Below are 11899 nucleotides of genomic sequence, written 5' to 3' on the forward strand. Positions count from 1 at the left end.
GTCAATATGTTAAAGATAAGGCTTCAAGGGACAAAAAATGACATACGTTGGTTTGTACGTTTACTTCAGAGAGATAAACGATTTGAAGTGAATAATGTTTCGACTTTTTTCGATAATGTTGGAACAGATAAATATAAACGTGTGTATGCAGAAGTATCAAGAAAGAAAAAGGATTCTGGTAAGAAACCAAGTAACGTTATGCAGGTAGAAGAAAAATGTCACTATGTAGGAAGTGGCATGGTGATTCGATAGGGAATGGAGGTACAACGGTATGTGTAAAGTAATAGCAATCGTGAATCAAAAAGGTGGCGTAGCAAAGACTACGACAACAGTGAACTTAGGTATAGGTTTGGTAAGAGAAGGCAAGAAGGTACTACTTATAGATGCGGATAGTCAGGGATCCCTTTCATCAAGCCTTGGCGTGGCAGAGCCTGATGAGCTTGATGTTACTCTCTCGACGATCATGTGTAAAATGATCAATGATGAAGATTATGGAAAGCGGGAAGGGATTATTGTACATGAGGAGGGAGTATCTTTTCTTCCATGCAATATCGAACTTTCCGGACTGGAAGTCACATTGGTAAATACCATGCGGAGAGAGTACATATTGAAAGAGTACATAACAAGTGTAAGAAATCTTTATGATTATATATTGATTGACTGCAATTCCAGTCTTGGCATGGTGACAATGAATGCCCTTACTGCAGCTGATTCAGTCATCATACCGATAGAAGCAGCGTACCTTTCCATAAAGGGTTTACAGCAGCTTATTACCACTCTTGGCAGGACTAAGAAATATTTGAACCCTAACCTTGGAATAGAGGGAATCGTTTTTACAAAGATGGTTGGACGTACCAATTACGCAAAGGAAATCAAGTCCATGGTGGAAGAAATCTATGGCAAAAATGTCCGTGTGTTTGGTGCGGTTATCCCACATTCTGTGAGAGCGGCAGAGACTTCCGCAGAGGGTGTGAGTATATTCAAGCATGACCCAAGAGGAAAAGTTGCGGCGGCGTATAAGAAGCTCGCAAAGGAGGTGCTTGCAGATGAATAAATCCAATAGTGCTTCCAAGATAAAGATGAAATCATTTGACGATCTGTTTGGTACAAACGAAAATCTGGAACAGGCAAATGCAAATGGTGGTGAAATCCGAGAAATACCTTTAGCAAGTCTGCATACATTCAGAAATCATCCGTTTCAGATTCATGAAGATAAGCTGGAGGAAATGGTAGAGAGTGTCAGACAGTATGGCGTGCTTGTTCCAGGGATTGCGAGAATGCGACCGCAGGGTGGTTATGAAATTATTGCCGGACACACAAGAAAGGCTGCCTGTGAACTTGCCGGTCTTGATACCATGCCGATGTTCATTCGCAATCTGAATGATGATGAAGCTACCATTGTCATGGTGGACAGTAACATTCAGAGAGAAGATATCTTTCCAAGCGAAAAGGCAAGGGCGTATAGTATGCGTTACTATGCCATGAAACATCAGGGCATTAAGGGAGATAAGGGTAGTAGCCTTGATATCATGAGTGAGGAAACCGGCGAGAACGCAAAGAAGATTCAGCGATATATCAGACTTGCAAAGCTCTCTGATGAACTGCTTGACTTTGTTGACAGGAAAAAGATTGGTTTTATTCAGGGTGTTGATCTTTCGTATCTGAACGAGGAGCAGCAGCAGTGGGTACTCGATATAATACTCGACAGGAATATATTCCCTAATATAGAGCAGTCGGCAAGACTAAAGGCATCCTGCCGGGAAAATATGCTTACGCAGGAAGAAGTGAGGAACATCATGCTTCCGGAACAGGTGTCGGTAAAGCCAAGAAAAGTAACATTCAAAGCAGACAGATTGGATGACTACTTTAATGATGAATACACAGAAGAGAAGATTACAGAGGTTATAATAAGTCTTTTAGATGAATGGAAGAAAAGAGGTGAGAAGGCATGACAAACATCGTAAATACTGGTAATGCGTCGGTGGATGCGCTGGCAGAAATGAACATCAGTGGAAATGTTACGCCGGTGAATTGGTATAAAACGATTTTACGTGAAAATGGCAAGCCATACCTTCTCGCTATCTGTGTGTTGTCGGAAATCGTGTATTGGTATCGTCCCGTGGAAGTACGGGACGAGCATAGCGGCATGACAATCGGTTACAGAAGAAAATTTCGAGAGGATTTGCTCCAGAAAACCTACAATGATTTTGCCGAGCAGTTTGGAGAATCACGGAGAAGTGTGAAGGCAGCGTTTGACAGACTAGAGGAAATAGGTGTGATCCGTCGTGAATTCCGTAACATAGAAACAAATAGCGGAATGGTCTTAAATAATGTCATGTATATTGATCTATGCGTTGATAGACTTTACACATGTACATATCTGAACATACCAGGAGATGACGAAGATGTAGAAAACACAGGGGAAGAAATACAAAAACAGTCTGAAAACCAAGCAAATAAGCCTGTTACAAAATTTTGTACCCCCTCTTACAAAACTTTGTATGACCCTCCTACAAAATTTTGTACCACCCCATACAAAATTTCGTATGACCCTCCTGCAAAACTTTGTATGACCCTCCCACAAAACGATGTACCACCTCATACAAAATTTTGTGGGACAAATACAGAGAATACTACAGAGAATACAGAGGAGATTACCTATCCTATCATTCCATCAGGCACAGGCGTGAAAGATGATACGATGGATAGGATGGATGAAGTGCGCTCATTTATCAAAGACAATATTGATTATGACGTATTGCTTCAGTGCCATCCTACAGAGAAGATGGACATAAACGAATTGGTGGAGCTGATGGTTGAGACCATAGCGGTTAAACAGCCAGTAATCCGTATCAATAAATATGATTTCCCATATGATGTTGTTCGGAGCAGATTGGAGAAGATAGATTTTCATACGATGGAGTATGTGCTGGAATGCCTTCGCAACAATACTACAAAGGTACGCAACATACGAAGCTATATGCTCACGACACTGTATAATGCTCCGGTAACATGTAGTAATTACTATAAAGCAGAAGTAAACCATGACTTCTATGGTAAGTAACGATTCATAGCTGCTGGAAACAGCAGTTGACTATATATTTTTCACCTTCCCTTCCTTTTGAGGGGCAGGAGGGCACACCTGCCTCTCGTTTTAAGGGGATTGCTGCAAGTATGATTCTTTGATATAATCAATGCAACAGTTTTACAAATCGGTATTTAAGCAAGAGATGATTTGCAATAATGGAGGTTACTTATGAGTCTATTTGATGTATTGAGTAAGGGTTTTTGTTCAAAAAAAAGGGAATCAAATGAAATATTATCACAAGAAGAGTATAAAGATAAGTTTTTACATGGTGATGAATATATTAAAAGAGAACTTTATGACGAATACATATCTCGAAGGTTGTCAGAAGAATTCGGGTTGAAATATAATGAAAAGATAAAAAAATGGCACTCTGAATGGAGTGCTAATCGGCGTTTTGTGGTCGAATTATGTTATCCAAGAGGAAATCACATATACTTGCGCTGGGGATATAATTATGATTTTATCCCTGATATCAATAGTAAAAATAAGTTGACATGGCATCGGACAGAAAGTTCTGTAAAAATACACATTGCTGATGCTTGGTATAATCACATAGAGGATGAAAGAGAACAAGACTGTGGATATACAAAGGAAGAATTTTATAATCCAAGGAAATGCACAAGTTTTCAATATCAAATACCTACCTACACGTCCGATATAGAATTTGCATTGGAATATATAAAAAATGTGATAGATAAAAATATCCCACTGATAAGAGAGTGGATAAATAATGTACAAACAGTTGATGATGCCATTACTGTTCTTAATCAGAGGATAGTAACTTTACCCCATATATATGTTCCGTATATGTGTCATATCAGAGCGTTTTTATATGCAAAGAATAACGATATAGATAATGCAATCGAATCTATTAAACAAGGTTATGAAAATAGCGAGATACCACAAGTTATAATTGATAAATTGGTTCAGATTGCTAATGGGTAAGAAAGAGACAAATTTCAGTTGATATTTCACATATTTTAGGAAATTTAATAACTGTTATATTTGATTATCAAATTCTTCGCAAACCCTTGAAAATACTAAGTTTGTAGCAAGTGTACTTCCCCTTACTCTTTCCCTTGTGTTACATTCTCCCATTAGCTTTCATGAACCTTAATATGGGAAAAATTAAGGGAAAGAAAATTTCATAACACAGTATAACATATAACAATAACGACATGGTGAACTGATTGAAATGTTTTCGATATTTAACTCTATAACTGATTATCAAAAGAAAATGGAGATAAGATACGATGAGAACAATTTATGCAGAATACAACATAAATCACGATAGTATTGATGTTTACACAAGTGCTGGATATATGCTTCGCATTGACTGCTGGGAAGCTGAAAAAGATTTAAAAACCACATATGGATCAGAATGTGCACTTACTTCATTAGCTGTGGATGAGCCTTTGGAATATGCAAGATTATATCTTGAGGGCAATTTACAGATGTGGGTGGATGCAGAAGATTCATTAGAACTTTATTAAGTGAAAGAGGGATAGTGTTCATTAAGAGTGCTATCCCTCTTTAAAGAATGTGCGAAATGCAATAATTACATATTTTCTATGGATTAACAGAGCGCCTAAAAATAATCCATGTACTTATGAAGTAACAAATCAATAAAATTACCAAAATCCCCATTGTTGCCCCTATTTGTAACATCAATGTACTAAACCCAATATAGGCTGAAATTTCTGCTGATATGGTTTGGATAAAGTAAGCTATTACAACAGCAGCTACAATGATTGCTGTGATAATTGGAAGCCCAAACCAAACACTTAATTGTTGCAAGATAAGTTTTCCGATATGCTTTTCTTCCGCCCCCAATTTTCGGAGTACAGAGAAGCGATATTTATATTGTCCTGCGTCTAAGAGTTGTTGCAAAGAAAGTACGGTAAGACATATAACCATCAGTACGACAGCACCATAAATCATTGCAGTCTGTAAAATAAAGTTATTTGCTATGGAACTATTGATTTGCAGTGTGCTAAAACGCACGCCATAAATAGCCCCGGTTTCTGCCTGCTCGGGATATTTCTCTGTAAAAAGTTTTTCCAGTTTCCTTGCATTTTCATAGGAGATATTTTCCGTTGTTGTAATATATCGGTTTTTTATTACTGGCAACAGCTTTTCACAAATATTGTCTGGAAGTACATACAATACATTTGTATAGGAATTGTACGCTGTTTCTCCAATCGGATCCTCATAATAGGACTGCCCGGAAAGAGTCAATTCTCCTGCGTCTGTCATAATGCTGGTGTGTTCTTTCAAAAAGCTATCCCGTTCTTCCTCGGTGGCGATTGCTTTCCATTGTGTTGTAAATTCATCTTCCTCCAGAGAAATCTGTTCGTAACCCAGCATTTCCCGTATAGTGTTATAATCACTCAAAGAAATTGCTACAATCGGAAAATCATATTTCTGTCTGTTGTGAAAATCGTCTTTCTCTGGCAGATATAGATTGAACGTGCAATCATAAACTGTATCTATTTTGTGTTCTGTCAGAAACTCAGTAATGATTTCATAACTGTCTTGCGGCAGATTTTCTTCTTCATATACGTCATTATATCTTGAATATACCTGCACATCATACATAGAGCGCATATCCAAATAACCTGAAGCCCAGCCCGTCAAAATAGGGGCGGCAATAAACATGAAGATTGCAAGGACAAGGGTTATACAAATCAGCGTCATTGTTTTGCTGGTTGTATTTAGTTTTGATATAATTTGCCCGAAAAAGAACAGGTTTTCTCCCTTGTATCTATGTTCCGGCGATTTTACTTTCCATGCTACAATCAAGCTGCTGGCAAGATAAATCAATGCACAAATAAAGAAGAGCAAATCAATCAATACAAATACCAGATATTGATTCAGTATTCCACCATGTAAAGGCAAATAGTATTGATTGGTAAGAGCAGGTACGCTTGCTGCTAAAAAGGCGTGCAATACAGAACAAATAAGCAGCCCATCAATCAACTTTTGAAAAGCAATTTTTTTCTTTTTCAACATCCATAATGCCGCCCAGCCTAATGTAACAACAGGGAGCAAAATATTTCCCCAATACATGATTTTCACCGGGAAAACAAAGCGGGAGTCATAATAAAATCGGACATTTTGTATTCCTGAAAACAATTCCCATAAAGTAAACATTAAAAACAGAATTACTACGACAGGAATGAATCGGCTCTTTTTCAATTCTGGCTCATTTTCTTTCTCTGCGGAAAGCATATCAATAATTTTTGTTTTTTTGATTGTGCGTGTATTGAAAACTCCTACCACAAAAAAACTTACCACAAAAAATATCACTGTCAGCAAAACGGTGTCCGGGAACAATGTCCATGAGATTTCATAAGGCTCTCCATAAGCAGTAAGGAGCATTGCGGTAATGAATTGAGAGCAAAATACACCGCAAAAAATACCAATCAAAATGGAAAACATACCCATAATCAGTGTTTCTGCAAAGAAAATCCTGCCAATAGTTTTTTGTTCCATTCCCATAATGGACTGGACAGCAAACTCTTTTTGCTTCCGTCTTAGCATATAATGATTGACGAACCGTATCAAAAATAACAACAGCAATGTTATCATGCAGATTGCAATTTTCATTCCGTCACTTAACAGAGTAAAATCATACTCGCTGCCTATATCCGGGCTATAATAACTACTGGAAATAGACAAGAACGCATAAAACAAGGTAACACAGATTGTCATTGTGACAATGTAGACCAGATAGTCTTTTACAGACCGTTTTGCATTTCTGAAAACAAGTTTAGCATACATGGCTTTGTCCCCCTCCGATCATGGTAAGGACATTCAGAATTTTATCAAAAAAAGCACTTCTGCTGTCGTTGCCCTTGCGCAGTTCCATAAAGATTTCTCCGTCTTTCAAAAAAAGAATACGGTTGGCATAGCTGGCGGTAAAAGCGTCATGAGTTACCATAAGAATTGTCGCCCTAAGCTGTTCATTGATACTTTGAATGGTAGACAGCAACATTTGTGAGGAATGGCTGTCTAATGCCCCTGTCGGCTCATCTGCCAGTAAGAGCTTCGGGTTGTTGATAATTGCTCTTGCACAAGCACAACGCTGTTTTTGTCCGCCGGATACCTGATAAGGATATTTGTTTAGAATATCGCTGATATTCAGCTTTCCGGCTATATCCAAAATGCGGGATTCTACGCTCCCGGCAGGGACTTTGTTGATTGCTAATGCCAGTGCAATATTTTCTGAAATCGTCAATGTGTCCAGCAAATTGAAGTCTTGAAATATAAACCCTAAATTCTCCCTGCGAAAACGGGCAAGGGATTTTGGTTTGATTTCCGTTATATCTGTTCCATCTAAAAAAATATGCCCTGCACTTACGGTATCAATCGTAGAAATACAGTTGAGCAGCGTTGTCTTTCCAGAACCGGACGCACCCATAATTCCGAGAAATTCCCCAGCTTCCACAGAAAAGCTAATGTCTTTAATGGCTTTGGTAATATTCCCTTCATTGCCATAATATTTCTGGATATGTTCCAGTTTCAAAATCGTATTCATCTGATAAACCTCCTTAACTGTTCCATATCTTTATTGTAAATGGAGTATCTCATTTTTTGTATCAAGTTTTCTTACACAGTTCTTACAAAAATGTAAGAAGTGCAGAACCTGTCAGCCCTGCACTCCGATAATAAAATCATTCATTTGAAAGATAAGTGAAATCGTTGTTCCTCTGTTTTCGGAATAAGCAGTAAGCCCTATTCCCAGTTTATCACATAGACGCTTGCAAAGATATAAGCCAATTCCAGTAGAATTTTTCCCGGTTCGCCCATTCTGACCTGTAAATCCTTTTTCAAAAATACGGGGTAAATCACTTTTAGGAATACCTATCCCATTATCGCTGATAGATAGCACAATCTTGTCATTCGTTTTTGTTGCCCCAAAGTGCAAAATAGGCTGCTCTGCATGGTATTTGATTGCATTACCGATAATCTGATTTAAGATGAACCGCACCCATTTTTCATCGGTATAAACTTTTGTTTCTATATCGTCTATCTGAATTGACATATTGCTTTGACGCAAAAGATACTTATTATCTGCGATTGCACTATGCACAACATCGCATAAATTGACTTCACGGACAGAATAGTCTTTTTCAGCGTGTTCACTCCGGGCATAGTAAAGTGCCTGTTCTGTATATTGGTTGATATTCTCTAACTCTGCCAATACCTCTCTGGAAAAGGGAGAACGGTTATTCTCACACAGCAGCTTCATCGCTGTAATTGGTGTTTTTACTTCGTGTATCCATTGTTCAATGTATTCTTTATATTCCCTGCGTTCCCTCTGTACTTCGCCAATCCGTTCCAACATAGATTTTTCAGCCATTTTCATAATCTGGTAAAAAACCTGTTCATCAGCCCTTTCCGGCACTTGCATGATTTCCGGCAATAAATATCGTTCTTCTAATTGCTCCGTCATATTGAGCAATTTATTCAGATATTTTTTTCGTGAGAAATAAAATGCCAGCAAAGATAAAACAAGGACAATCGACCAGACTGCAAAAATAAACAGGACTGTTTGGATAGGATTATCGCTTGCAATCAGGAACAAAGCAAGGACAAGCATACCCAGCAGATTGATTAAAATAACGGGGAGTTGATTTTTCAAATATTGTTTTCCACTCATAATGTATATCCTTGCCTGTGTTTTGTTTTAATGAAATCTACAAGTCCGATTGCTGCCAGTTTGTCGCGAATACGGGTAATATTGACACTTAGGGCGTTATCATCAACATAAAGCTGATTGTCCCAAAGAAAATCCACAATATCATTTCTGGAACAGATTTTTCCGGAGTTCTTAAAAAGGTAGTAGAGGATTTTCAATTCATTCTTTGTCAATTCTGCTTTCTGTCCTTTGTACTCTATCATGCTACTCTCCAAATGCAGGGTAGCTTCTCTCCACATATAAATTTCTGTTTGAGGGGAACGGTAGGCTTTCTTTAACAATGCAGCAATTTTAGCAAGAAGAATAGCGGGATTATAAGGCTTTGTGATAAACGCATCTCCACCCAGCATAATGCTGTTCAGTTCGTCCATATCTGTATTGCTGCTTGTTACAAATACAATCGGAATATCTGAAAAGGTGCGAATCCCCGAGCATATTTCAAAACCGTTATTCCCCGGAAGTTTTATATCCAGAATAACCAGATGTGGCGCAGCTTCTTTTAACTGCTCTATTGTTTTGGAAAAATCCGTAACTGCAAATACTTCATATCCATTCCCAGACAAAAGAGTTTTAAGCTGTGTTTGTATCGTAAAATCATCTTCAATGATTAGTATTTTTTCCTTCATAGAGATACCTCCCTGACACTTTATTATACTGTATCAGAGAGGTTTTCTCAATCGTATTATTGAATGGGAATTTTAGAATGATTTTGTACATAGCTTTGTAAAAAATGCTTAATAGTTTCTTTTCTCAAGGTACGATTCTAAATAACACCTAAGTCCAACATATGCGCCCTGCAAAAGTACAAAAAGCAATAGAAGATTTACTGACAGTGCTTTTTTGATTGCTTCTCCAAAATAAATGATGACAGCAGCACTTGTCAGTATCATCAGTAGAGTAATGACATCCCAACACTTTTCCCTATATAATTCTATAACCTTTATTTCTATCAGTATCGCCAGTATCCCTGTTCCTGCCACACATATTCCTACAATCAATATTAGCAATATCCAATATACCATTCCGGCTATAAAAGGATTTGGAATTTTTGTGCTAATCTGTGCCACAGATTGCCCGACCTCAATCGTCCAACCGATAAAAGTTTGTATGAATGACGCTGCATCATGGAAGAATGATTTGCAATCGGAAAGGAGCACATCTGACTGTACTGCCTGAAAAAGAGTGGTTGTCAGCGAATACCATGCAAGAAGGAACAAGGTTGTTTGGAACATTACCGTTTTTGCTTTATATTGTCCTGCAAGTCGCTCTTTTTGTGTTTCGTATTTTGCTTTTGCATTCTGATAGTCTGTCCGGTCACAGGCTTCACATTTTTCATAGAGTACCGGCTTTTCTACCGGTATCTCTACGATTTTCTGATGTGTCCGGGCATAATCCCGTTGTTGTGTTAAGCATCGTATTTTATCTTGACATTCCCCTATCGTGACGTTTGCGCTTCGCAGCTTCTCTTTCTCGTTCCGCAATGCTCTGTCTGCTAGCTTCAAGTCGTTCTTTAATGCTTGAATATTCCCGGCTCTGTTCTCTTTGTTTAATTTCTCGTTCAAGGTCAGAGATTCGTTGAGCTGCGTCTTTAGTTCCACGATAAGCTGGTCTTTCTGTTCCAGTTCTTCTTGTATCTCCTCGGTCAAGAGGAGAAGTTCTTCCAACTGTTCGGCGTTCTTTGATTCTCTGGATTCGTTCATCTATATCACGTCCTTTCTCTATCTGCTGTTCCAGTTCAGCAATTCGGTGTTCTGTTTCAGTAATAAACTGTTTTCGCTGTTCAGTTTCTGTACCAATTTCTGCCATTGCTGATTTTCGTTTTCCAAAAGTTCTATCTTCGTTTTCTGTTCTTCCATCTTGGAAAGCAGTTCCTCGGTATTTGGCAAAATGTTGAGCAGCTCGGATAACTCGCTGTTTAATTTTTGCAATTTCTGATTCTGTTCCTGCATAAGAGAGAGTTGGGTGTCCCGGTTCTGCATTTCCAGAATCATTTCTGCCATTAAGGTCTGCTGTTCTTCGATTTGCCCAATCATGGATTCCATTAAGGGTATAATTTCCCGGCTTTCTTCTAATGTCATTTAATCGCTCCTTCCATAATGATAATGCACCCGATACTTTTCCAAAGGTGTCCAGTATCTTTTGCAATAACGTGTTTTGTTGTTTTATGATTTGATTTTCCGCTACTTTCCACGAACCTTTTATTTCCTGCCCGGCAAGAAACTTTTGTTCAATCTTTCTTGCGTCAGCGCCTTCATGGATGGTAGGAATCTGGAGTTTTCCCTGTTTTTCATAAGAACGGTGATCGACCTGATTATGCAAAGGAAGATGTTCATTACACACCTTTGCCCATTCACTCCGCCACAGTTCACAATTTTTTGGATTGTTCCATCCGGTAGCATCGGTCAGCACCCGTTTCCATTGCAGGCGGTTTCTTGCACCCATCTTCTGAATTCCGTTTTCGTCTAATACAGGGATACGGATTCCATGACGGTCAGGGTTTTTCTTATCCTGCCACCAGTTCGGATGGGATTCATCAATCACGATATTTCCGTTTTTATCTCTGAGAAAATCCCAATCCTTGACTTCTTTCTTTCCCCAAGAATGATCCGGGTTAAAAGGACGCATAGTCAGAAGCAGATGGACATGGGGGTTGCCATCCCCTTTATCGTGGATACTCCAATCAGCACACATTCCTCTATCTACAAAAGTTTTTTGAATATAGTCAGTTGTATATTGAATTTGTTCCTGTCTGTTCCATTCTTTGGGAAGGGCAAATTCAAATAACCTGCCAAGTTGGGCATCTGCATTTTTTTCAATCTTCAATACCTCATTCCATAACCTTTGTTTCTGAAATGTGATTTTAAATTTTTCTAAAGCAGCTTCTTTATCTTCTGATCTTTTGTATCGGACAGATTTTTGAAAGCGTTTTATATTTTCTTCTGGTACTATCTGCCATTCAGGAGGTGCGTTTTCACACATCATAAGCCGAGTGTAGACCACTTCTTTTTTAGAAGTGTAATAACTGATTCTCCCGGTTTCCTCGTTTTTCATCACATCCCCATTGAGATATGCGGAAGCGGAGATAACAGATTTCCCTTTACTTCGTC

General features: G+C 38.5%; 12 protein-coding genes. 6 read left to right on the plus strand and 6 right to left on the minus strand.

What is annotated here, in order from left to right:
• The 6 genes from ABUA34_RS12405 to ABUA34_RS12430 all read left to right on the plus strand — a co-directional run.
• On the plus strand, positions 1-252 hold a 252-nt coding region (locus ABUA34_RS12405), incomplete at its 5' end, for a hypothetical protein (RefSeq protein WP_349823408.1).
• A 19-nt stretch (positions 253-271) separates the two neighbouring features.
• On the plus strand, positions 272-1054 hold the full coding sequence (locus ABUA34_RS12410; RefSeq protein WP_004853527.1) for a ParA family protein: 783 nt from the start codon (positions 272-274) through the stop codon (positions 1052-1054).
• Positions 1047-1952 carry a ParB/RepB/Spo0J family partition protein gene (locus ABUA34_RS12415; RefSeq protein ID WP_055280723.1) on the plus strand — a complete coding sequence of 302 codons (906 nt, stop codon included), beginning with the start codon at positions 1047-1049 and terminating at the stop codon, positions 1950-1952. The genes ABUA34_RS12410 and ABUA34_RS12415 overlap by 8 nt, the downstream gene beginning before the upstream one ends.
• Positions 1949-3064: a DUF6017 domain-containing protein gene (locus ABUA34_RS12420; protein ID WP_349823409.1), complete on the plus strand. Its 1116-nt coding sequence runs from the start codon at positions 1949-1951 to the stop codon at positions 3062-3064. Before ABUA34_RS12415 ends, ABUA34_RS12420 begins: the two co-directional genes overlap by 4 nt.
• Positions 3065-3256: 192 nt before the next feature.
• Positions 3257-4033: a hypothetical protein gene (locus ABUA34_RS12425; RefSeq protein WP_008400128.1), complete on the plus strand. Its 777-nt coding sequence runs from the start codon at positions 3257-3259 to the stop codon at positions 4031-4033.
• Positions 4034-4341: 308 nt separating this feature from the next.
• Positions 4342-4581, plus strand: coding sequence for a DUF6061 family protein (locus ABUA34_RS12430; protein ID WP_006858432.1), 240 nt, complete (start codon positions 4342-4344; stop codon positions 4579-4581).
• A 76-nt stretch (positions 4582-4657) separates the two neighbouring features.
• Here ABUA34_RS12430 and ABUA34_RS12435 read toward each other — a convergent pair whose 3' ends face one another.
• From ABUA34_RS12435 to ABUA34_RS12460, 6 genes are all read right to left on the minus strand, one after another.
• Positions 4658-6871, minus strand: coding sequence for an FtsX-like permease family protein (locus tag ABUA34_RS12435; protein WP_006858431.1), 2214 nt, complete (start codon positions 6869-6871; stop codon positions 4658-4660).
• Positions 6861-7628, minus strand: a complete 768-nt coding sequence (locus ABUA34_RS12440) for an ABC transporter ATP-binding protein (RefSeq protein WP_006858430.1) — start codon at positions 7626-7628, stop codon at positions 6861-6863. Before ABUA34_RS12440 ends, ABUA34_RS12435 begins: the two co-directional genes overlap by 11 nt.
• A 111-nt stretch (positions 7629-7739) precedes the next feature.
• Positions 7740-8753 (minus strand): sensor histidine kinase, encoded by a 1014-nt coding sequence (locus tag ABUA34_RS12445; RefSeq protein WP_006858429.1) that lies wholly within the window; start codon positions 8751-8753, stop codon positions 7740-7742.
• Entirely contained in the window at positions 8750-9418 is a 669-nt protein-coding gene (locus ABUA34_RS12450; RefSeq protein ID WP_006858428.1) for a response regulator transcription factor, read from the minus strand. Before ABUA34_RS12450 ends, ABUA34_RS12445 begins: the two co-directional genes overlap by 4 nt.
• A 108-nt stretch (positions 9419-9526) precedes the next feature.
• Entirely contained in the window at positions 9527-10273 is a 747-nt protein-coding gene (locus ABUA34_RS12455; protein ID WP_006858470.1) for a DUF6040 family protein, read from the minus strand.
• Positions 10212-11899: MobA/MobL family protein (locus ABUA34_RS12460; protein ID WP_349823410.1), on the minus strand; the 1688-nt coding region annotated here is incomplete at its 5' end. The genes ABUA34_RS12460 and ABUA34_RS12455, both read right to left, overlap by 62 nt.

Source organism: Coprococcus sp. RTP21428st1_C9_RTP21428_210409 (genome assembly GCF_040227395.1).
Lineage (GTDB): Bacteria > Bacillota > Clostridia > Lachnospirales > Lachnospiraceae > Coprococcus > Coprococcus aceti.

Bases quoted from the DNA above. Each gene is read 5' to 3' on its own strand.
- ABUA34_RS12410 (WP_004853527.1), top strand. From the start codon at position 272: ATGTGTAAAGTAATAGCAATCGTGAATCAAAAAGGTGGCGTAGCAAAG.
- ABUA34_RS12425 (WP_008400128.1), top strand. From the start codon at position 3,257: ATGAGTCTATTTGATGTATTGAGTAAGGGTTTTTGTTCAAAAAAAAGG.
- ABUA34_RS12430 (WP_006858432.1), top strand. From the start codon at position 4,342: ATGAGAACAATTTATGCAGAATACAACATAAATCACGATAGTATTGAT.
- ABUA34_RS12450 (WP_006858428.1), bottom strand. From the start codon at position 9,418: ATGAAGGAAAAAATACTAATCATTGAAGATGATTTTACGATACAAACA.
- ABUA34_RS12420 (WP_349823409.1), top strand. From the start codon at position 1,949: ATGACAAACATCGTAAATACTGGTAATGCGTCGGTGGATGCGCTGGCA.
- ABUA34_RS12440 (WP_006858430.1), bottom strand. From the start codon at position 7,628: ATGAATACGATTTTGAAACTGGAACATATCCAGAAATATTATGGCAAT.
- ABUA34_RS12445 (WP_006858429.1), bottom strand. From the start codon at position 8,753: ATGAGTGGAAAACAATATTTGAAAAATCAACTCCCCGTTATTTTAATC.
- ABUA34_RS12415 (WP_055280723.1), top strand. From the start codon at position 1,047: ATGAATAAATCCAATAGTGCTTCCAAGATAAAGATGAAATCATTTGAC.
- ABUA34_RS12435 (WP_006858431.1), bottom strand. From the start codon at position 6,871: ATGTATGCTAAACTTGTTTTCAGAAATGCAAAACGGTCTGTAAAAGAC.